The following is a 19,750-nucleotide window of genomic DNA, read 5'->3' on the forward strand; positions in this document are numbered from 1 at the left end:
CTCAATCACTATAAATTGGCACATATTCTGCATTCTAAATAAGTAATACAAAAACTAATTTTAGTAATACCCTTGTAGGAGCTGCGAGATGAGTGAAGCCAAAACCAACACTGTAGAAAAACACCCTATTAAAAAATTTTTAGTCGATTTATTCAGTGCAAGAGCAGGTCTGTATTTCAAACAAAATCACCAAGTCAGCAAGGTAAAGGGATAAGACTGTGGCCAAGCAAAAGTTAGCTCGAATCAGTATTACCGTACCTGAAACTACATTGAGTGCACTTGATCAAAAAATCGTTGATCAACACTACGAAAGTCGTTCACAAGCGATCTTGGACATGATTAATCGGCATTTAATCGATGATCTAGCTAAAAACGATGAAGTGATGGTTGGGACATTAACATTGTTATATGACGTGAGCTTAAAACCACTGCGAACGCAACTTGTTGATTTGCAGCAACAATACTTAGCTCAGGTGATCAGTTCATTACATATTCAATTGGATGATAACAAGGTTCTACAAGTCATGTTGATGCAAGGTGTGAGTAGTGATTTGAAAGCCATCAGTCAACAGTTCATTGCATTAAAAGGGGTGATTAAAGGGCATTTGGAATTGATGGATGCCGTCATGCCACCAATCGCACAAAATACTTAAGCACATAAACATTTGTAAAGACGAAAAGTTCTCAATATCAGAGCACAATAGGAGCAAGCATAAGATGATCAAAAAAACACTGATTTCAGCATCTGTGCTGACAGCGATTTTTTTAGGGGGCTGTGACAACACAGCAAAAATTCCAGAGTCTAAAGCAAAAACTGAAGGTACTACCAACGCTAAACCAATCACGATTGGATACAGTGATTGGCCGGGTTGGGTGGCATGGCAGGTGGCAATTGAAAAAGGTTGGTTTAAAGAAGCGGGTTTAAATGTCGAATTCAAATGGTTCGATTATTCTGCATCAATCAATGCATTTTCTGCCAATCAACTCGATGCTGTTTCTGTATCCAATGGTGATAACTTGGTGATCGCGTCAGGAGGCACCAAAGGCATCATGATTTTGGCAACTGATTATTCCGCAGGAAATGATGTCATTATTGCCAAAAATGGAATTAATAATATTGCTGATTTGAAAGGTAAAAAAATTGCGGTTGAGAAAGGATTGGTTGATCACCACTTACTCAATACAGCTTTAGATGATGCCAAAGTAGCAAACTCTGAAGTGACATTAGTGAATGCGGTAACCAATGAATTACCTCAAGTGTTTGCAAGTCCTGATGTGTCAGCAATTGCAGTTTGGCAACCTGTAGCTAATCAAGCTTTAAAAGCAGTTGCAGGCTCTAAAATCATCTATTCATCCAAAGATAAGCCCGGACTGATTTATGATACTTTGACCGTCAATATGACGCATCTTGCTGCAAATAAGGAAGATTGGAAAAAAATCATTCAGGTATGGGATAAAACTGTTAAATATATCAATGATCCAGCAACACGAGACGATGCTGTGGCAATCATGGCAAAACGAGTTGGTTTAGATGCTGATCAATATGCTCAATTTATTGACGGAACCCATTTACTTGATCTGCAAGCAAATAAGAAGGTATTTACCAAGTCCAACAGCTTTGATTCTATCTATGGCTCAAGTTATCACGTCAACGAATTTAATTTTAAAAATGGAGTCTACACCACTAAAGTGGATGTTGATGGCGTTATATTCCCAACGCTTGTTGAAGAGGTGAAATAGTTTTATATATTGAGTAATAATACTTTTAAATTTAATCATTAGCTCTTAAAAATCTCCCTTTCATGAGGGAGATTTTTTATCTATCAAATATATCAATGAATACTTCTATATAAAAAAACCACTCTTGTAAGTGGGCTTTGAATTTTTTTACTTTATTGATCTATCAGCGTTTCAATCTTCGCTTACTTTAGTCATACGAGGAATTAACGGCAAATCCTCGAGTGCTGGATCGAGTTGATCTTCATCGGTATGAACCAGTTGATCCACACGTTGACGCAATGCTTTAAATTCAGGGCAAAGCATTTGATCTGGATGACGTGGGCGAGGTAAATCTACTTCGATAATTTCTTTGATTTCACCAGGATTGGCTTTCAGTGCGACGATACGGTCAGCGAGTAAGATCGCTTCATCCATATCATGAGTGACAAAAATAATGGTGATATCAATATTTTGCCATAAATCCATCAAGTGCCGTTGCATCTTCTGACGGGTATGAGGATCAAGTGCGCCAAAGGGTTCATCCATCAATAGAATTTTGGGTTCATTCACCAATGCTCTGGCAATCGCAACACGCTGTTTCATTCCACCAGAGAGTTGATGAGGATACTGATTTTCATATTTTTCTAAGCCGATAATATTAATCCATTCTCGTGCTTGCGCCTCGGCCGTACTATCACTTTGTCCCTTCATTTTTGGGCCGAACATCACGTTTTCTTTGACGGTTTTCCACGGAAACAATGTATATCCTTGAAACACCATACCACGCTCAGGACTAGGCCCCATGATCGGTTGCCCATCAATCAAAATCTCTCCACCTGAATAAGAATCAAGCCCAGCAACAATCCGACTGAACGTTGACTTTCCACAGCCAGAAGGACCGATCACACAAATAAACTCACGTTTATGAATCTTTAAATCAATTTGATTTAAAACAGTTCGTTCAGTTTTACCGTGTTTGAAGCTTTGCGTGAGTTGTTTCGCTTCTAAGATGACAGCACGTTCATAAATATGATCAAAATATTCACGAGCATTGAAATGGGTATTTGTCATTAGTGTGATGTGTGCTTAAAAAACAGGAGGGTTTAACTTGGTAAACTATACATACTCATTAGGAGTTTACCATGAGCAAGAAACAGAAGACTTACACCGCAGAATTTAAAGCTGAAGCCATAAAAGCCATTGAAGAGAACCAAGGTAATGTATCGGAATCCGCTAGACAACTTGGCATTTCAATGCAAACCCTTTCGAACTGGAATAACAAAGCAAAGGCTGGAACTTTAGCAGGCACAAAACAGTATTCGCCCGATCTAAACGCCTTACTCGAAGAAAATAAGAAGCTTAAACAACAGCTCAAAACAGCTGAAATGGAACGTGAATTTTTAAAAAAGGCAGCAGCGTACTTTGCCAAAGAAAGTCAGTGAGGTACGCCTATATGAAATCGCAAAGCCACTTATTTCCGATTATTTTAATGGCTCGATTACTTCGTGTATCCGTTTCTCGCTTTTATGATTGGCTAAAGCGAGGCATGAGTAAAAGATCAATTCAGCGAAATCAGCAGACAATTTTGGTCAAAATAGCCCATGAAGAAACCAAACAAAGCTATGGCTATGTTCGATTAACCAAGCATTTACAAGCGCAAAGTATCAAAATAAGTATGTATGCTGTGCGCCAAATAAAAAAATCAAATCAGTTGTATTGTAAGCGCCATAAGCGTTTCAAAAGAACCACGGACAGTGATCACAACCGTTCTATTTATGACAATTTACTCAAGCAACAGTTTTCAATGACGAAGCCTAATCTTGCGTGGTCGAGTGACATTACCTACATTTGGACGGCTGAGGGCTGGTTGTACTTGGCAGCTGTCAAAGATCTTTACACGAAACAGGTTGTTGGCTATAGCTTAAATGAGCGCATGACAGCCAAGCTTGTTTGTGATGCATTGAATATGGCTATTCGCAATCAGAAACCTGCTAAAGATCTCATTGTACATTCAGACAGAGGCAGCCAATATTGCAGTAATGAATATCGAAACTTACTTGAGAAATTTGATTTTCAGGGTTCAATGAGCAAAAAAGGCGACTGCTTCGATAATGCACCGATAGAGAGTTTCTGGGGCATACTCAAAAATGAACTAGTCCATCATCGCAACTACAAAACAAGGGAAGAAGCCAAAGCGGATATTACAAAATATATAGAGTTATTTTATAATCAGCGAAGAATTCAAAAAGGCTTGGATTTTAAGACACCAAATCAAATGGCAGAAGACTTTTATCGGTTAGCTGCCTAGAATCTCCCAAGTGAAAGTCTCCTGCTAATTCAGCACACATCAGTGTGCTCCTGATTTCCATTTAAAAAGCTGCTGTCCAAGTTTCATTAAAATGACATCACAGATCAGACCAATCACACCAATGATGAGAATGGCTGCATAAACATTGTCAAAATTTTGGTAACGTGCTTGCTGGGTGATAAACCATGTAATACCTGATGTACTCCCAATCAACTCAGCAACGATCAAGTAAGTCCATGCCCAGCCCAGTAAAACTCTCAAATCTCGATAAATCTCTGGCAAGGCAGCAGGAATCACCACATGAAATAAGCTCTTAGTTTTGTTCGTGCCAAGGGTAAAACCTGCTTCAATCAAACTACGATCGACCAATCGAGTGGTATTGGCAATAATAAGTATCTGTTGAAATAGCGTACCGATGATAATGATGGCTATTTTTGGTGCATCATTGATACCTAATATAGCAACAGCCAAAGCACCAAAGGCAGGGGCAGGCAAATAACGGAAAAATTCAACAAACGGCTCTGTAAGTTGTGAAATTGTCTTAGAAAAACCGCATAAAATCCCCAAAGGTATACCGATGAGCGATGAGATAAAAAATGCAGTGAAGACCAGTTTAATACTGTGCCAAAGACTTTCATGAAACCACGGCGCATTGGCTTGAACAGGTGGCGTCGTAAACGCAGTGACAAGCGCTTTGGCAACTTCGTGAGGAGCAGGCAAATAAATGGGGTTGACTAAGATTCCTTGAGGTGGTTTTAAACCATGATCTACAGCACTTTGTGCTTCAGAATAAAACACTTCTTTGGCAATACGACTATCAATCTGTAGATATGCCACGCTGCCTGTATCCGTAATTTTGACTTGTGGGTGCCATAAAAATGGCAAATAACTCACAGCACACCACAACAAAATTGGTATTAAAAATGACCCGAGACCAAATAACACTTTGTTGGTTTGGCTGAGTTCGCGTGCAACGTAACTCATATTGTTTGCCTCTTAATATTACATTTTTTATAAAACGTAATACTAATTAAGCAAAATAAGTGCCAAGGAGATCAAATTCAAGTTGAGCTTTTATTAAATCGCTATTTTTAAATTAATTTATGATAATAATTATCATTATTGTTATTTTTATTAGTTTTGTGTATGCTCCAAGCAATTTTTTAATCATAGATTAAGGTGGGGATGATCCTGAATAGTCGTCACCACTGTTGGTATTGTTATGACTATTGAAGCATCAGCTCCCTTCGTTGCCACTAAAACTACCTCCAAAAAGGCTATTCAACGATCAGCTTTGATTAAATATCGTTTGATGGTCTTATCTCGCTTTGTATTGGCAATTTTTGGTGGCTACTACTTTTCAGCGATCGCAGCAATGCTGATTGTATATTTATTTCCGACTGAACCTTTAAAAGCAAATGCAGTTTTAAGCGTCACCATGCTGGCTTTTATCATTCATTGTGCTTTGTTCATTTGGGTCTTTATGGTCAATTCAACGCTTAAAGTCTGGCTCTCTGTAGTATTACCGAGTGTATTGATGACACTGATCTATTTATCGTTACAAGGGTGACATCATGCGTACTGATGGTAAAAATGAGGGACCACGCCAATCGATGTCTTGGCTGCATACTTGGGCGAGTTTACTGCTAGGTTGGTTGTTATATGCAGTATTTTTAACAGGAACGTTGAGCTTCTTCCAAAATGAAATTACTGTTTGGATGAAACCAGAGCTACACCAATCTGTAAATACAGTTTCACAGCAACAACAACTGAGTCATGCCTTGGCATATTTGAATCAGAAAGGTCAAAATGCTGAGAGTTGGAATATTCGTTTTGCCAATGAAAGACAACCTGCCATTATGCTAATTATCCGCCAAGCGGGTGAGGAGCGACGACGTGGTGGAGAGATTTACTTAGATACGCAAACAGGCCAAGAGATTAAGGCGAGAGAAACTAGAGGTGGTGCTTTTCTCTATCGTTTCCATTTTGAGCTATATGGCATGCCGCGTATTTGGGGACGCTGGATTGTCGGTATCGCAACACTACTGATGTTTGTCGCTATCATTAGCGGGATTATCACGCATAAAAAGATTTTCAAAGATTTTTTTACTTTCCGACCTGCCAAAGGGCAACGTTCATGGCTGGATGCGCATAATGCGACGGCGGTTTTTGCTTTACCTTTTCACATCATGATTACTTTTAGTGGTTTATTGCTGCTGATGCATTTGTTTATGCCTTGGGCGATGAATACACATTATGGCGATGTGCGCAGTTTCTATCAGATTCTCAATCAACCTGTTGCTCAAACACCTGAACAAGCCCGTTTACTGGAAGAACAAAAACAAAAAGGGTTGCTGACAGGACGAGGAAATCGTGGCGGTGGTCGTGTTGAATCAGTGCAAGAAAATAAGCCTGTCGAGGCGGCAGAAATGGTTAATTTAACTGCGTTGACGAAGACTGTTCAACACAGTTGGTTAAACAATCCCATCTCTTCGATCAGGGTCAATAAACCCAATACTGTAGAAGCCGAAATACAATATAACGCTATGCGTACCACAACGTTAATGGATCGAGAAAGTATCCCGTCATTAAAATTCAATGCGGTAACTGGTCGAGAAATAGACGAGGCGAAACCTGTCAATTCAACTCCAAAAGCGATTTATACCTTAGTGACATGGCTTCATATGGCACATGGCGTAGATTCAGTTTTACGTTGGTTGTTATTTTTATCAGGTGTGTTAGGTACGATGATGATCGCATCTAGACTTATTCTATGGGTGGTTAAACGCGCACCAGATGTCCAAAAGTTGGGCTACAAACCTGTCGGGCATCGTGTAGTTGAAGTATTAAATATTGCAGCGATTACAGGATTACCAATTGCTTGTGCTTCATATTTCTTTGCCAATCGACTGATTCCAGCTCAAATTATTGAACGTTCACCCATTGAAATTAAGGTATTTTTTATCACTTGGTTGTTGTGTTTAGTCCATGCTGCAATTCGTCAACATCGTCCTGCATGGTTGGATCAACTCGCTTTGGCTGCGGTCATGTTTTTATTGATTCCAATACTCAATGTCTTAACTGGAGGTATGCCACTCTGGAAAAGTATCTATCTTGGTCAATGGATGATTGCAAGTTTTGATCTGGTATCGATCACTTTAGGACTGATCTTTATTTACGCTTACTACAAGCTAAAACGTTATCAAGGCTTACCGATCAAGAAAAAAGCGCAGCCTAAAAACAAGAATGCACAGGAGTCTATAGAATGACTGCTTTGTTATTGTGGTGTGTTTGTGTGGTTGGATTGTCGAGTCTGGCCTGTACGATGGCGAAGCACCAACGTGAGATTTTCTCAAGTCCAGTCAGTCAACAAAATTGTCGTTTATTTCAAATTGTAGGTTGGGGCTTGCTGATTGTATCTGCGGGATTCACTGCATACTTTAAAGGCATTTCAATTGGACTTTCAGAATGGTTAGGGTGCATTAGCTTTGCAGCTTTAGCGGTCGGATTGTTATTGACCTATTCGCCTAAAAAGATATTGAAAGTGAATGCTGTAGTCGCAGTGCTATTTCTGATTTTATTGGTTATACACTTGCTATAGCATTGATATATGTATGTCATAAACAAAGCGTTAAGAGCTTAGCTTTTAACGCTTTGAATTTTCTTTTATAAAGTCGTCATATCAACTTTATTGCTATTTCCTTATTTTTTGAGTACTAAAGACAACTCATCCCAACGTTGCATCGCTGTTTGCATGGCTTGTGCTTTGATATGACCAAAGCCACGTACTTCTACAGGTAACTGAGCAATCTCCTCAGCAATAGTTAAGTCATACTGTTCAGGTGAAGCAATCAGTGCTTCAACAAATGCGATATAACGATCACGCCAAGCTTGTTCACGTCTGCGTTCTTCATGACGTGCAAATGGATCGAGGAAGGTTTCCCGAAGCAACTGCAAACGAGCTAGAAACATCATTGGAAAACGAATCCAATATCCGAAAGCACGCTTACGAATATTTTGATCAGCACCTAAAGTCGGTGGAGCAAGATGGTAAGTTAAGCGTAAGCCTTTACCAAAATGGGTTTCAATCGACTCTTTGAATTTTTTACCGGTTAAAAGACGAGCGACTTCATATTCATCTTTATAAGCCATCACACGATACAGTTGTGTCGCAATCGTCGCGGTCAATTCCTCTGGTAATGTTTTCGATGCTTGTTCAATTAAACGACGATACTTCATCGCATAGGCTTCATTCCAATAGTCAACCAAACGTGCTGAACGATCCTCGATTAATTCAGCCAATGTTTCAGGTTTTTTAGTTTTTTGCATGGCTGCAAGCAATCGTGGCGCTAAACTTGGATCACTCGCAAGATGGCACCCAATTCGGAAAGCTTCGAGATTCTTTTCTACGGCAGTGCCATTGAGTTGAATCGCTTTTTCAATGCTTTGACGTAATAGCGGTATACGACCTGATTGCCATGCCATACCAAGTAATAGTTGATTGGTAAAGATTGCATCGCCCAGTACTAAAGTTGCGATACGTGTCGCAGATAGTGATACTAGGGTGCCTTTGCGGGTACGACCACGTAGACGATCAACTAAGTCACTGATAGGCGCATACCAGTCACGAGAGTCAATAAAGTCTGATGTCGGTGAAGCATCTTCATTCACAATCACCACCGCATTTTCTTTTAAGCGAGAAAGTGCAGCACCACTACCAGCCACCACGGCATCTGCACCGATTAAAAGATCACATTGACCCGCTGGAATCTTGGTTGAAGAAATATGCTCATCTGAATTTGCGACTTGGATATAGGAATAAACCGTACCGCCTTTTTGAGCCAGTCCAGCCATATCCATCACACGAGTTGCTTTACCTTCAAGATGTGCTGCCATACCGAGTAGGGCACCAATCGTCACTACACCTGTACCACCAACACCACCTACCATAATACGATTTGGCACATCATCAAGTACGGGAATGATTGGTGTTTCAGGCCAACCTGCAGCAATACCTTCAAATTTTTCAGGACGTTTCATGTCGCGGGTATGTACCGTGACAAAACTTGGACAGAATCCTTCCACGCAAGAAAAATCTTTATTACACGTGCTTTGATTGATTTGGCGTTTTGGTCCTAATGCAGTTTCTACAGTTTCAATGGATAAACAATTCGATTTTTTAGAACAATCACCACAGCTTTCACATATATCGGTATTGATATAGATACGTTCTGCTGGATCAGGATAGGCATCACGTTTACGACGACGGCGTTTTTCGCTGGCACAAGTTTGTACGTAAATTAAAGCAGTAACACCTGACGTTTCGCGCAATTGACGTTGAATCGCATCCAATTCATTTCGATGATGAATTTCTACATTTGATGCAATTCCTTCTTCTGCATGAATCAGTTCAGGTTCATCTGTCACAATGACTTGTTTTTTTATCCCTTCCGCTGCTAACTGGCGGGTTAATTGAGCGACACTCAAGTGACCATCGACATGTTGTCCACCTGTCATGGCAACCGCATCGTTATAAAGGATTTTGTAAGTAATATTCACTTTAGCGGCGATCGCTTGGCGAATGGCAAGATAACCTGAATGGAAATAGGTCCCATCACCAAGATTTGCAAAGATATGTTTTTCATTGGTGAAAGGGGATGCACCAACCCAACTCACACCTTCACCGCCCATCTGAGAGAAGGTTTCTGTGCCGCGATCAAGTGAAACCGCAATATAGTGACAACCAATACCACCAAGCGCACGACTTCCTTCAGGAAGGACAGTTGAGGTGTTGTGTGGGCAACCACTACAGAAATAAGGTTTGCGCTCTGCGAGATCGGTTACACCGCGAGACTCGTGTTCTGCTTTAAGTAATAAGTCTGCTTTATTTTGAATTTGTGTTCTTAACGCTTCTGGTAAATCAAGGCCTAAGAATCGAGTTGCAAGCATTTTAGCAATCGGTTCAGGCTGGAATTCATAATGTCCAATGAGTGGCGCTTCTTCAACTGAGGTACTCCATTCACCTTTGCCATCACAGGCTTTACCAATGACTCGAGGACGTTGACCATCTGGGAGGGAATAGAGTTCATCTTTGATCTGTGCTTCAAGAATCGGTCGTTTTTCTTCGACCACGATCAGCTCTTGTAAGCCTTGTGCAAATTCGCGGATACCTTGAGGTTCTAAGGGCCAAATCAATTCAACTTGATAAACACGTAATCCGAGTTGTTCAGCTGTTTCACCTTCAATTCCTAATATACGTAATGCCTCAATGGTATCTAAATAGGCTTTGCCACTAGCAGCGATACCAATCCGAGCATTTTCACATGGCAAAGTCACACGGTTCAATTTATTGGCGCGTGCATAGGCCAAAACAGCAGGTAGGCGATATTTATACAGTCGTTCTTCTTGTTGGATACCATGATCTGGCCAACGGATATTGACACCACCCTCAGGAAATTCGACATCTTCAGGGATAATGGGGGTTACGCGGTCTAAACCTACCTTGACTGACGCAGATGTTTCAACAATTTCACTGACCAATTTCATTGAGGTCCAAACACCTGCAAAACGAGACATGGCAACGGCATGTACGCCAAGATCTAAAATATGTTGCACCGATGTTGGATAGAAAATTGGAATCCCGCAGCCAATCATGACATGTTCTGATTGATGTGGAACTGTCGAAGATTTACATGAATGATCATCACCAAATAAGGCAACAACACCGCCATGCTCGGCTGTACCTGCAAGATTGGCATGGCGAAGTACATCACCAGAACGATCGACACCAGGACCTTTGCCATACCACCAAGAGGTCACACCATCATATTTACCTTGTCCAGCAAGGTTAGCCTGTTGTGTACCCCAAATTGCGGTTGCAGCTAGATCTTCATTTACTCCGGGTTGAAAGACTACATGATGGTCTTTAAGCAATCCATCGATTTGCCAAAGGAAACTATCGTAATTACCTACAGGTGAACCGCGATAACCTGAAATAAAACCTGCAGTTTGATAACCTTGTAAAGTATCCCGACGAGTTTGGGCGAGTGGTAAACGAACCAATGCCTGTATTCCCGTCATATATGCAGTACCGTCATCACTTATATATTTATCGTCAAGTGATACATCCTTTGTAGCGATCATTCTTGGAGTAAATTTTGTCGCTATATTCATTTATGTCTCCTTAGTATTGTGGTCGTTCGTGCGACTTTCTTTTCTCAACATCCGAGTTGAAGTTTGGAGCAATTGACATACAAAAAATTAAAATGGGCTTAGCGTCTAAAACAGAGGGCTGGCTCAATGTATGTACATATTTACCATTGTGGATGATCTAAACTGGTGCAACAATGCGTAATTTAGGAAAAGATATTTACGTTATGCGCAAAAATCACGAGGGTGGACTGTTACATGCCATGCATGCTTTCCTGAAAGTGATTGACAGTGGAAGTTTTACGGCAGCAGCAGAACAAATGGATTTGACCACAGCACAGGTGTCACGTCTGATTAGCGAATTAGAAACGCGTTTGGGTGTAAAGTTGTTGCAACGTTCAACTCGACAGCATGCATTGACCGATATTGGTGCAACCTATGCGGAACGCTGTCGTCAAGTACTTTCAATCATAGAAGAGGCAGAAGCAGAGGCAACAGGGACTGCTGCAAAACCCAAAGGTCGATTACGTATCCAGAGTATGGCCAGTTTTGGACATTATTATGTTGCACCTGTAATGGCGGAATTCTGCCAAACTTATCCAGATCTCACGGTTGAATATCGCACATCGCAAAATGCCCCAGATCTTTTAGCCAAAGGGATTGATGTTAGTTTGTATTTAACAGAGTCTTTGACTGATTCAAGATTTGTTTCTCGTCGAATCGGTAGCATTTTTTCTGTTTTATGCGCTTCACCTACTTACTTACAAAAACATGGTATTCCTCAGTCACCAGATGAGCTACATGATCATGCGTGTTTACGTTTGGTGAATCCATCTATCACACCACAATGGCACCTCGTCGGTGAAAATAGCTGTTCCTATCAAATTGATATTTCAGGACAGTTAATCGCAGATACACCTGAACTCTTGTTAGATATGGTGCAACAAGATATGGGAATTGCACTATTGCCTATGTTTGCTGTAATTGATGCGGTTCGGGCTGGACACTTATGTCACATTTTGCCAGCTTGGCGCTCTCCAGATATTGGTGTTTATACCTTATTGCCTTCACGGCACTTTATCGATGCGAAAACACGTGCATGGTTAAATTGGGTAGAGCAATATATCGCACCAAAAATAGAACAGGATACTTCTTATTTTTATCAATTAACCCATCGTGAATAGGACTTTTAAAAAACAAAATAACTGTAATAAATCATCCACAATAATAATTTTAAATGCTCCTTCAAACTAAATTTGCGGAGCATTTGGGATCAGTGAATTTATTTATGCACATGACTGCTGAAGATAAGTATTTGCATAATTTGATAAGTTTTTTCGGTTCAATGTCTGATTGATATTTTGGCTAGCCAACATCAATTTTTCGAGATGAATGCCTGTTTCATATCCAATATGAGACAGTAAATAATACAAGTCCTCAGTTGCAACATTCCCTGATGAACCTTTGGCATAAGGACAACCACCTAGTCCAGCAAGAGAAGAGTCAAAAACCCGTATGCCTTGCTGTAAGGATTGATAGATATTGGCGATTGCCATGCCATAGGTATTATGAAAATGTCCTGCCAAAATCTTGCTATCCAGTTCTGCTAAGCATGCTTGCCAAACTTTCTGCACTCGATCTGGTGTTGCTGTCCCAATGGTTTCACCCAATGAAATTTCATAACATCCCATGTCATGCAGCCGTTTGACGACATTCACGACTTGTTTGGGATCAATTGCACCTTCGTAAGGACAGTCCACCATACAAGAGACATAACCACGTACGCGAACATTATTTGCTTGCGCGGCTTGGAAAATTTCAGAGAATCGTTCTAAGCTTTCATCGATCGAGCAGTTGATATTCTTTCGAGTAAAACTCTCAGAAGCTGCGGTAAAGACCGCAACCTCTTTACATCCTACTGCTAGGGCAGCTTCGAAGCCTTTAAGATTAGGCGTGAGCAAGCTCAAATTTAACTCATCGCGTTGTGGCAACAATTTAAATAACTCATCGCTCTGCGCCATTTGTGGTACCCATTTGGCTGATACACATGAACCCACTTCAATTGACTTCAAACCTGCATCAATTAAATCATTGATGAAGCTCAATCGTTGTTCAATGCTTAAAGCTTGTTTCTCATTTTGCAAACCATCACGAGGCCCAACTTCTACAATCTTTACATAGTCACTCATGCAACTTCCTCCTCAGCAGCTTGGAAGTCGACAAGCTCATCACCCGCTTTAACTTGATCACCCACTTGGAAATAAGCATCTAAAATCACACCATCTTTTGGAGCACGAATGGTATATTCCATTTTCATCGCTTCAAGCGTCAAAAGCACATCATCTTTCTTCACGGTGTGATTTGCGCCCACAAGTAATTGTGTCACCACGCCTGGCATCGGTGCTTTGAGATGTCCTTGCTCAGATTGACCATCAGTTTGATTATAATCCTGACGTAAGTAGCTAAACTTATAACTTTGTCCAGCGTTGAACAGGGTAATGCCTTGCAAACCTCGGTTAAAGGCGAGTTTTTGCTGAATTCCACCAATTTGAATATTAGCACTATGCTGATCAGTCAATTGACCTATGATGTGATACTGCTGACCATTAAATTCTGCGTTAAACCCTTGTTCAGCAGCAGAAAACTTAATCTGAATATTTTGGTTTAAATAATTCAATTTAATGCTGTGTTGATATGTGACATTACTACGCCATAAGGGTTGTGCCAACCACAGTTGCTTTTGAGTTGATTGGTTATTTTGCATTTGGCTTAGAAATTCAATAAATGCAGTCGCAACAACAAACTCAGGTTTTATATTCGCTGGACTAAACAAAAATTGTTCTTCACGTTGGATTAGATTCGTATCCAATTTTGCTTGTTTGAACGAATCACAACGTACGATCTTTTCCAAAAAGGCAATGTTATTGCCTAAACCATCGACATGGAATTGACTCAGCGCGTGTTGCATTTGAATCAAAGCAGCTTCACGGTTTTTACCCCATACGATCAATTTGGCAATCATTGGGTCATAGAAAGTGGTAATTTCATCACCTTCAACAATGCCACTGTCTACACGCACATATTGGTTTTGCGTTGGGTAGCGTAGATAGTCAATTTTACCGATTGCAGGTAAAAAGCCTTTTTCTGGTTCTTCGGCATAAATACGTGCTTCGAGTGCATGCCCGTGAATCTTTAATTCATGTTGGAGCTTTGGTAATGGCTCACCATACGCAACTCGCAATTGCCATTCTACTAAGTCCTCTCCAGTAATCATTTCAGTCACAGGATGTTCGACTTGTAAGCGTGTATTCATTTCCATGAAATACGCTGTACCATCTTGTTCAACGATAAACTCAACCGTACCTGCACCAACATAATTTACCGCACGCGCAGCATCGATTGCAGCTTGACGCATCGCATCGAGCTTTTCGCTAGGCATTTGTGGAGCAGGGGCTTCCTCTAATACTTTTTGATGACGACGTTGAACAGAACAATCCCGTTCAAATAAATGTACATAGTTGCCATGTGTGTCGCCAAATACCTGTACTTCGATATGACGTGGTTGAATCACATAACGTTCAATCAGTACATCATCATTACCAAAACTCGATTTGGCTTCACGTTTACAAGATGCAAGAGAATGTAGGAAATCTTCACTACGTTCCACCAGACTCATGCCTTTACCACCACCGCCAGCACTGGCTTTGATGAGTACTGGATAGCCAATACGATCAGCTTGCTGTTTTAAAAATTCAGCATCTTGATTTGTTCCGTGATAGCCCGGTGTTAGAGGTACACCTGCTTTTTCCATCAAAGCTTTAGAGGTTGCTTTTAAGCCCATGGCTAAGATGGCATCGACTGGAGGGCCAATGAAGCAAATATTGTGCTGCTGGCAAGCTAAGGCAAATTGATCGTTTTCCGAAAGAAAACCATAACCAGGATGAATCGCTTGGCTTCCCGTATCAATCGCCGCTTGAATAATACGATCAGCTTGTAAATAACTTTGTGTTGCAGGAGATTGACCAATATAAATCGCTTCATCAGCAAGTTTAACGTGTTGGGCATGAGCGTCTGCATCTGAATAAACGGCAACCGTTGCAATACCTAATTTTTTGGCAGTACGAATCACACGGCAAGCAATCTCACCACGGTTCGCAATTAAAATCTTTTCAAACATTTTTGATCATCCTTAATTGTTGTTATTAGAATTTGAAGTCCACGCAGGGGCTTGCTTACTTAAGAAAGCAGTTAAGCCTTCTTTTGCCTCACTGCCTTGGCGGACTTGTGCAATATGTTGAGCAGTTTGTCGAAGTAATTCATCGTTCATACTTTGATTACTGACCATTTGAATCAGCTGCTTAGATTCTGCTTGAGCATGTGGTCCACCCAGCAGTAAAGCATCAATAATCTCTTGAACTTTTTTATCTAAATCTTCTGCATCCGCGATTTCATGTGCCAAACCGATTTGTTTCGCTTCATGCGCAGAGATACGTTCAGCAGTTAAAAAATAGCGTGAAGCTTGTCTAGCGCCAATCGCACGAATTACATATGGGCTAATCGTAGAAGGAGCAAGACCTAATCGAACTTCAGAGGTTGCAAACTTTGCATCGGTACTGGCGATGCAAATATCACATGCAGATGCCAAACCCATACCACCACCAAAAGCAATGCCATGAACACGTGCAATGGTTGGCTGTTTTAGGGTTGCGAGTGCTTCAAGCATCTGTGCGAGTTTTAAAGCATCGGCTTCATTTTCTGCTGAGGAAGCTTGACCCGCTTGTTTCATCCAATTTAGATCTGCACCTGCTGAAAAGCTTTTACCGCGACCTGCTAAAACCACCACTCGAATATCGTCACGGGTAGCAAGTTGCTTAAAGCAAGTATGTAATTCCTCAATCACCGTTGTATTGAAAGCATTGTGTAGCTCAGGGCGATTTAGCCACACATATGCCACCTGATCATGCTGTTCCAGTTGTAAAAATTGATAGCTCATAAACACCTCTTACATGCGGAACACGCCAAATTTAGTCGGTTGAATTGGAGCATTCATTGCAGCGGCTAGACTTAAACCAAGTACTTGACGCGTTTGCGCTGGATCAATCACACCGTCATCCCACAAACGGGCAGAAGCATAGTAAGGATGACCTTGACGTTCATACTGATCACGAATCGGTTGTTTAAATTCATCTTCTTCTTGTGCTGACCATTCTGCACCTTTTTGCTCGATCTGATCACGCTTCAAAGTCGAAAGTACGCTGGCTGCTTGCTCACCACCCATGACTGAAATACGTGAGTTTGGCCAAGTCCATAAGAAACGTGGAGAATAAGCACGTCCACACATACCGTAGTTGCCTGCACCAAAAGACCCCCCAATGATGAGTGTAAGTTTTGGAACATTTGCTGTTGCAACCGCCATCACCAGTTTTGCACCGTGCTTGGCAATACCTTCATTTTCGTATTGGCGACCCACCATAAAGCCTGTGATATTTTGAATAAATAACAAGGGAATATTGCGTTGGGTACATAGCTCAATAAAGTGTGCACCTTTTTGAGCTGACTCTGAAAATAGAATGCCATTATTGGCAATAATTCCGACAGGCATCCCATAAAGTGATGCAAACCCTGTGATCAAGGTTGAGCCAAAACGAGCTTTAAACTCATCAAAACGAGAACCATCAACGATACGTGCAATCACTTCACGCACATCAAATGGCTTACGTGCATCGGTTGGGACTACACCATACAACTCTTTCGCATCAAACAATGGTTCATCAATCTGCTTATTGAGTTCGTTTGGTTTTTTATTTAAATTGGCAACAATATTGCGTGCAATCGCAATCGCATGTTCATCATTTTCTGCCAAATGATCCGCAACACCTGAAAGACGGGTATGCACATCACCACCACCCAAATCTTCACTACTCACAACTTCACCTGTTGCTGCTTTAACCAAAGGAGGACCACCTAAGAAAATAGTCCCTTGATTACGCACGATGATGGTTTCATCTGACATCGCAGGAACATAAGCACCACCAGCGGTACAGCTACCCATGACGACCGCAATTTGGGCAATACCTTGGCTCGACATACGTGCTTGATTGTAGAAGATACGTCCGAAGTGATCACGATCAGGGAAGACCTGATCCTGCATAGGTAAATACGCACCACCTGAATCTACAAGATAAATACAAGGTAAGTGATTTTGTTCAGCAATTTCTTGAGCACGTAAATGCTTTTTAACCGTAAGTGGATAATAAGTACCACCTTTAACCGTTGCATCATTGGCAACGATCATGCATGTCACACCATTAACCTGTCCAATACCCGCAATCACACCCGCAGCAGGAATATCATCTTCATAAACTTTATACGCAGCAAGTTGTCCGATTTCTAAAAAAGCTGTGCCAACGTCAATCAGTTGATCTATACGTTCACGTGGAAGCAATTTTCCACGCGCTAAATGCTTTTGACGTGCGTTTTCTCCGCCACCTAATGCAATATTTTTGGCAACTTGTGTTAAATCATTGACCAAAGTCTGCATAGCTTGTTGGTTTGTTTTGAAGTCTTCACTTCGCACATTAATTTTGCTTTGTAATTGATTCATATGATGCATCCTGGTTTATCGTTATTATTTGGTTTCATTAAACAGTTCACGTCCGATCAACATACGACGAATTTCAGATGTGCCTGCACCAATTTCATAAAGTTTTGCATCACGCCATAAACGACCTGCAGGGAACTCATTGATATAACCATTGCCACCTAAAGTTTGAATCGCTTCACCTGCCATCCATGTCGCTTTTTCAGCTGCATATAAAATGGCACTGGCAGCATCTTTACGTAAGCTACGATCGTGATCTGCTTTGTCACACGCCGCACCGACAGCATATACAAGCGCCTTACATGCCAACCAAGTTGAGTACATGTCTGCAAGTTTGCCTTGCATTAGCTGAAACTCACCCAAAGCCTGTCCAAACTGTTCACGTTGATGTAAATACGGAATCACGACGTCCATACAGGCATCCATAATCCCGAGTGGACCTGCGCTTAAAACTGCACGCTCATAGTCCAAACCACTCATCAGGACTTTAGCGCCATTACCGACACCACCCAACACGTTTTCAACAGGTACTTCTACATTGTCAAAAAACAATGGATAAGTATTTGAGCCGCGCATACCAAGTTTGTCTAGGTGATGACCATGACTAAAACCTTTCATGTCTTTTTCAATTAAAAAAGCAGTCATGCCTTTTGCACCTGCTTGTGGATCAGTTTTTGCGTATACCACTAAGACATCCGCATCACCACCATTGGTAATCCACATTTTTGAACCATTTAAAACAAAATGATCGCCTTTCTGCTCAGCACGTAATTTCATACTGACCACATCAGAACCCGCATTCGGTTCAGACATCGCAAGGGCACCGACGTATTCACCAGAGATTAATTTCGGCAGATATTTCTGCTTTTGTTGCTCATTTCCATTACGGTTAATTTGGTTGATACATAAGTTAGAATGTGCGCCGTAAGAAAGAGCGATCGCCGCTGAAGCACGCGAAATTTCTTGCATCGCAATGATATGAGCAAGATAGCCGAGACTAGTGCCACCGTATTCTTCTGAGACTGTTAAGCCTAGTAAGCCCATATCGCCAAACTTTTTCCAAAGATGAGCAGGGAATTTATTGTCTTGATCAACTTGCTGAGCAATTGGTGCAATTTCCTTTGCACAAAATGCGGCAACTGAGTCTTGAAGTGCAACGAGTGTTTCATCCAGACCAAAATTCAAGCTACGTAGGTTCATTGTATACATCCCATTGGTTATATTTGTTGTTCCATAAGCATTGTTGTAGGTGCTTGTGAATTACCATACAATGATTTTTTAAAAAAGTGAATAGAGATTCATAAAATGATTTACAATTCACTTTATTTGTTAGAGAATAAAATTTATGAGCTACAAACGATCATCTTTAATGCAAGAACGGATGGAACAAAATCGTAAATCGATTTTAAGTTCTGCCAGAAAGTTAATCTCGGAAGGAGGGTTTAAAGACGCACAAATTCAAACGATTGCGGAGCAAGCAGGCGTTTCGAGTGGATTGGTTTATCGCTACTTTGACAATAAGAGTCAGGTGCTGATCGAAGTCTTATCAGAAGCAATCAATACCGAGCTTTTGGTGATTGATGCGATTACAGACAGTGATTTGCCAGCAGAACATAAGTTGCACAAAGCAGTAGCAACATTTGTAAAACGGGCGTTAAACAGTCCTCAGCTTGCATATTCACTCATGTTTGAGCCAGTTGATTCATTGGTAGAACATGAGCGTTTTCGTGTGAAGCAATTGATTAAACAGAGTGTGATTAAAATACTCGCAGATGGAAAGGCAAGTGGTGAGTTCGATCTGGAAGATCTAAATACCACAGCACTCTGTGTAGTTGGTGCAATGACTTACGTTGTAGTTGAGCCTTTAGACCCTGCTCAAAATACGAAGTTCGACCAGCAACACAAAGACTATTTTTCAAAACAGATAGCTGATTTTTGTGTGGATGCAGTACGGAAAAAATAGCACGTGTACG

At 41.0% G+C, this 19,750-nt stretch carries 17 protein-coding genes; 9 read left to right on the forward strand and 8 right to left on the reverse strand.

The window, feature by feature from the left end; translation table 11 throughout:
- Positions 1 to 88 precede the first annotated feature (88 nt).
- The 3 genes from F927_RS17390 (at position 89) to F927_RS00930 (ending at position 1,740) form a co-directional block, all read left to right on the forward strand.
- Positions 89 to 214 (forward strand): hypothetical protein, encoded by a 126-nt coding sequence (locus F927_RS17390; protein WP_004639188.1) that lies wholly within the window; start codon positions 89 to 91, stop codon positions 212 to 214.
- A 4-nt stretch (positions 215 to 218) separates the two neighbouring features.
- Positions 219 to 653, forward strand: coding sequence for a CopG family ribbon-helix-helix protein (locus tag F927_RS00925; RefSeq protein ID WP_005080661.1), 435 nt, complete (start codon positions 219 to 221; stop codon positions 651 to 653).
- Positions 654 to 717: 64 nt separating this feature from the next.
- A complete protein-coding gene (locus F927_RS00930) occupies positions 718 to 1,740 on the forward strand; it encodes an ABC transporter substrate-binding protein (RefSeq protein ID WP_005080664.1) in 1,023 nt (340 codons plus the stop codon).
- A 171-nt stretch (positions 1,741 to 1,911) separates the two neighbouring features.
- On the opposite strand, the gene F927_RS00935 is transcribed toward F927_RS00930, so the two are convergent.
- Positions 1,912 to 2,790, reverse strand: coding sequence for an ABC transporter ATP-binding protein (locus tag F927_RS00935; protein WP_005080667.1), 879 nt, complete (start codon positions 2,788 to 2,790; stop codon positions 1,912 to 1,914).
- Between the two features lie 71 nt (positions 2,791 to 2,861).
- Between F927_RS00935 and F927_RS00945 the strand changes: the two genes are divergently transcribed.
- Positions 2,862 to 4,027 (forward strand): IS3 family transposase gene (locus F927_RS00945; protein WP_100223926.1). Its coding sequence is split into 2 segments (ribosomal slippage): positions 2,862 to 3,120 and positions 3,120 to 4,027, totalling 1,167 coding nucleotides; the frame shifts between segments, so codons are not numbered across the junction.
- Positions 4,028 to 4,066: 39 nt separating this feature from the next.
- Here F927_RS00945 and F927_RS00950 read toward each other — a convergent pair.
- The gene (locus F927_RS00950) at positions 4,067 to 5,011 is read right to left on the reverse strand and encodes an ABC transporter permease (RefSeq protein ID WP_004639184.1); all 945 of its coding nucleotides are present in this window, start codon (positions 5,009 to 5,011) and stop codon (positions 4,067 to 4,069) included.
- 238 nt (positions 5,012 to 5,249) lie between these two features.
- Here F927_RS00950 and F927_RS00955 point away from each other — a divergent pair, with 238 nt between their 5' ends.
- Genes F927_RS00955 through F927_RS00965 form a run of 3 tightly spaced genes read left to right on the forward strand, consistent with a single transcriptional unit; the run spans position 5,250 to position 7,628 of the window.
- A complete protein-coding gene (locus F927_RS00955; RefSeq protein ID WP_004639183.1) occupies positions 5,250 to 5,597 on the forward strand; it encodes a hypothetical protein in 348 nt (115 codons plus the stop codon).
- Between the two features lie 4 nt (positions 5,598 to 5,601).
- Positions 5,602 to 7,296 (forward strand): PepSY-associated TM helix domain-containing protein, encoded by a 1,695-nt coding sequence (locus F927_RS00960; protein ID WP_005080670.1) that lies wholly within the window; start codon positions 5,602 to 5,604, stop codon positions 7,294 to 7,296.
- Positions 7,293 to 7,628 carry a DUF3325 domain-containing protein gene (locus F927_RS00965; protein ID WP_005080672.1) on the forward strand — a complete coding sequence of 112 codons (336 nt, stop codon included), beginning with the start codon at positions 7,293 to 7,295 and terminating at the stop codon, positions 7,626 to 7,628. Before F927_RS00960 ends, F927_RS00965 begins: the two co-directional genes overlap by 4 nt.
- A 101-nt stretch (positions 7,629 to 7,729) precedes the next feature.
- Here the strand turns inward: F927_RS00965 and F927_RS00970 are convergent, their stop codons facing one another.
- The gene (locus F927_RS00970; RefSeq protein ID WP_005080675.1) at positions 7,730 to 11,200 is read right to left on the reverse strand and encodes an indolepyruvate ferredoxin oxidoreductase family protein; all 3,471 of its coding nucleotides are present in this window, start codon (positions 11,198 to 11,200) and stop codon (positions 7,730 to 7,732) included.
- 203 nt (positions 11,201 to 11,403) lie between these two features.
- On the opposite strand from F927_RS00970, the gene F927_RS00975 reads away from it, so the two are divergent.
- Entirely contained in the window at positions 11,404 to 12,360 is a 957-nt protein-coding gene (locus tag F927_RS00975; RefSeq protein ID WP_026057247.1) for a LysR family transcriptional regulator, read from the forward strand.
- A gap of 102 nt (positions 12,361 to 12,462) precedes the next feature.
- Here F927_RS00975 and F927_RS00980 read toward each other — a convergent pair whose 3' ends face one another.
- The 5 genes from F927_RS00980 to F927_RS01000 are packed head-to-tail and all read right to left on the reverse strand — an operon-like array spanning position 12,463 to position 18,977.
- Positions 12,463 to 13,365 carry a hydroxymethylglutaryl-CoA lyase gene (locus F927_RS00980; protein WP_005080679.1) on the reverse strand — a complete coding sequence of 301 codons (903 nt, stop codon included), beginning with the start codon at positions 13,363 to 13,365 and terminating at the stop codon, positions 12,463 to 12,465.
- A complete protein-coding gene (locus F927_RS00985) occupies positions 13,362 to 15,353 on the reverse strand; it encodes an acetyl/propionyl/methylcrotonyl-CoA carboxylase subunit alpha (RefSeq protein ID WP_005080681.1) in 1,992 nt (663 codons plus the stop codon). The genes F927_RS00980 and F927_RS00985 overlap by 4 nt, the downstream gene beginning before the upstream one ends.
- A 12-nt stretch (positions 15,354 to 15,365) precedes the next feature.
- A complete protein-coding gene (locus F927_RS00990; RefSeq protein ID WP_005080683.1) occupies positions 15,366 to 16,169 on the reverse strand; it encodes an enoyl-CoA hydratase/isomerase family protein in 804 nt (267 codons plus the stop codon).
- Between the two features lie 9 nt (positions 16,170 to 16,178).
- The gene (locus F927_RS00995; protein ID WP_005080684.1) at positions 16,179 to 17,780 is read right to left on the reverse strand and encodes a carboxyl transferase domain-containing protein; all 1,602 of its coding nucleotides are present in this window, start codon (positions 17,778 to 17,780) and stop codon (positions 16,179 to 16,181) included.
- A 24-nt stretch (positions 17,781 to 17,804) separates the two neighbouring features.
- Complete coding sequence (locus tag F927_RS01000; protein ID WP_005080685.1) at positions 17,805 to 18,977, reverse strand: isovaleryl-CoA dehydrogenase; 1,173 nt, start codon at positions 18,975 to 18,977, stop codon at positions 17,805 to 17,807.
- 145 nt (positions 18,978 to 19,122) lie between these two features.
- Here F927_RS01000 and F927_RS01005 point away from each other — a divergent pair, with 145 nt between their 5' ends.
- Positions 19,123 to 19,740, forward strand: a complete 618-nt coding sequence (locus tag F927_RS01005; protein ID WP_005080687.1) for a TetR/AcrR family transcriptional regulator — start codon at positions 19,123 to 19,125, stop codon at positions 19,738 to 19,740.
- Positions 19,741 to 19,750: the final 10 nt, after the last annotated feature.

It is taken from the genome of Acinetobacter haemolyticus CIP 64.3 = MTCC 9819, assembly GCF_000369065.1.
Taxonomy (GTDB): domain Bacteria; phylum Pseudomonadota; class Gammaproteobacteria; order Pseudomonadales; family Moraxellaceae; genus Acinetobacter; species Acinetobacter haemolyticus.

Bases quoted from the DNA above. Each gene is read 5' to 3' on its own strand.
- F927_RS17390 (WP_004639188.1), top strand. From the start codon at position 89: ATGAGTGAAGCCAAAACCAACACTGTAGAAAAACACCCTATTAAAAAA.
- F927_RS00930 (WP_005080664.1), top strand. From the start codon at position 718: ATGATCAAAAAAACACTGATTTCAGCATCTGTGCTGACAGCGATTTTT.
- F927_RS00935 (WP_005080667.1), bottom strand. From the start codon at position 2,790: ATGACAAATACCCATTTCAATGCTCGTGAATATTTTGATCATATTTAT.
- F927_RS00950 (WP_004639184.1), bottom strand. From the start codon at position 5,011: ATGAGTTACGTTGCACGCGAACTCAGCCAAACCAACAAAGTGTTATTT.
- F927_RS00955 (WP_004639183.1), top strand. From the start codon at position 5,250: ATGACTATTGAAGCATCAGCTCCCTTCGTTGCCACTAAAACTACCTCC.
- F927_RS00960 (WP_005080670.1), top strand. From the start codon at position 5,602: ATGCGTACTGATGGTAAAAATGAGGGACCACGCCAATCGATGTCTTGG.
- F927_RS00965 (WP_005080672.1), top strand. From the start codon at position 7,293: ATGACTGCTTTGTTATTGTGGTGTGTTTGTGTGGTTGGATTGTCGAGT.
- F927_RS00970 (WP_005080675.1), bottom strand. From the start codon at position 11,200: ATGAATATAGCGACAAAATTTACTCCAAGAATGATCGCTACAAAGGAT.
- F927_RS00975 (WP_026057247.1), top strand. From the start codon at position 11,404: ATGCGCAAAAATCACGAGGGTGGACTGTTACATGCCATGCATGCTTTC.
- F927_RS00980 (WP_005080679.1), bottom strand. From the start codon at position 13,365: ATGAGTGACTATGTAAAGATTGTAGAAGTTGGGCCTCGTGATGGTTTG.
- F927_RS00985 (WP_005080681.1), bottom strand. From the start codon at position 15,353: ATGTTTGAAAAGATTTTAATTGCGAACCGTGGTGAGATTGCTTGCCGT.
- F927_RS00990 (WP_005080683.1), bottom strand. From the start codon at position 16,169: ATGAGCTATCAATTTTTACAACTGGAACAGCATGATCAGGTGGCATAT.
- F927_RS00995 (WP_005080684.1), bottom strand. From the start codon at position 17,780: ATGAATCAATTACAAAGCAAAATTAATGTGCGAAGTGAAGACTTCAAA.
- F927_RS01000 (WP_005080685.1), bottom strand. From the start codon at position 18,977: ATGAACCTACGTAGCTTGAATTTTGGTCTGGATGAAACACTCGTTGCA.
- F927_RS01005 (WP_005080687.1), top strand. From the start codon at position 19,123: ATGAGCTACAAACGATCATCTTTAATGCAAGAACGGATGGAACAAAAT.